Genomic DNA, 1,081 nt, shown 5'->3' with positions numbered 1-1,081 from the left:
TCAGCTTGGTGTCGCACGACGACGCCGGGAAGTCCGGGCCGGTCTCGCAGTCGGCCGTGGCGGTGGTGCCGTCCGCCTTGAGCACGGCGATCTGGCCGTCCGCGGTGCGGTACGGCACGCCGACCTTGGCCTTGCCCTTGAGCGGCTGGACGGGCTGGCCGTCGATGAACGGGTTGTCCGGGTGGATGCCGGAGTCGATGACGCCGACCACCACGCCCTTGCCCGCGTTCTCGGCCTTGCCGTACACGGACTTCCAGGTGCCCTTCTTGCCGGCCAGGCCGAGGAACTCGGTGGAGCTGTAGTCCGGGGCCACCTGCTCGTCCGGTGCGACGCCGAGCACGGCCGGGTCCTTCGCGATCGCCTGGGCCTCCTCGACGGTCAGCTCGGCGACGAACGCGTTCACGGCGCGCTGGAAGGAGATCTCGACCTTGGCGCCGTGGGCCTTCGCGACCTTCGCCTGCTGGCGCTGGAGCTTGGCCTCGTAGTTCTTCACGCGCGGGTGCGAGGGGTCGAACTTCGCCTTCGGGGCCGCGCCCGGAACGGCGCCGGCCTCGGGGGCGGTCACCGACGGCTGGTCCTTCAGGACCACGAAGTAGCGGCCGTCCTCGAACTGCTGCTGAACATGCACCTCGCCCTGCGGGCTGGAGACGGTGCTGCCGTCGGGCAGTTCGACGGCGGTGGCCGACACCGCGAGCGCGGGAGCGGCCACGAGGCTCGCGCCGGCGACGGCCGCGGCCAGGGCCCGACGGCGCCGGGCAGGGGTGGGGTTCTGAGGCATTGCCTCCGCCTTTCTCATCAAGGTCCGCCCAGCTCTCGCCCGCGGCACGCCGGCGGGGATGGCGCCGGGGGCGGGGAGATCGACGCCCATGTGATGAGCGCCACAGCGAGACACATGCAATCTACCGTCCGGTAGGGCGTTTGACCAGATCTTTGCCAGCCAACGCCCAGGACCGTCGAATACGGGCCGCCGGAGCGCGCTCCCCGCATCGGCGCCGCAGGCCCGCTCGCTCATGAGGAGCGCCAGGGGGGATGATGGTGGGGCCATGCCCGAGCCACGCACCGCCCCCGCGTCCCCGCCGAC

1 protein-coding gene is annotated in these 1,081 nt (G+C 72.0%); it reads right to left on the bottom strand.

Translation table 11 applies throughout. From position 1 onward, the window contains the following. Positions 1-778: protease inhibitor I9 family protein (locus tag AB0N07_RS51910; protein ID WP_365848090.1), on the bottom strand; the 778-nt coding region annotated here is incomplete at its 3' end. Between the last annotated feature and the right edge of the window lie 303 nt (positions 779-1,081).

Source organism: Streptomyces sp. NPDC051172, assembly GCF_040682555.1.
Lineage (GTDB): Bacteria > Actinomycetota > Actinomycetes > Streptomycetales > Streptomycetaceae > Streptomyces.
The sequence above is the reverse complement of the archived record's forward strand: the minus strand, read 5'-3'. Positions and strand labels throughout refer to the sequence as shown.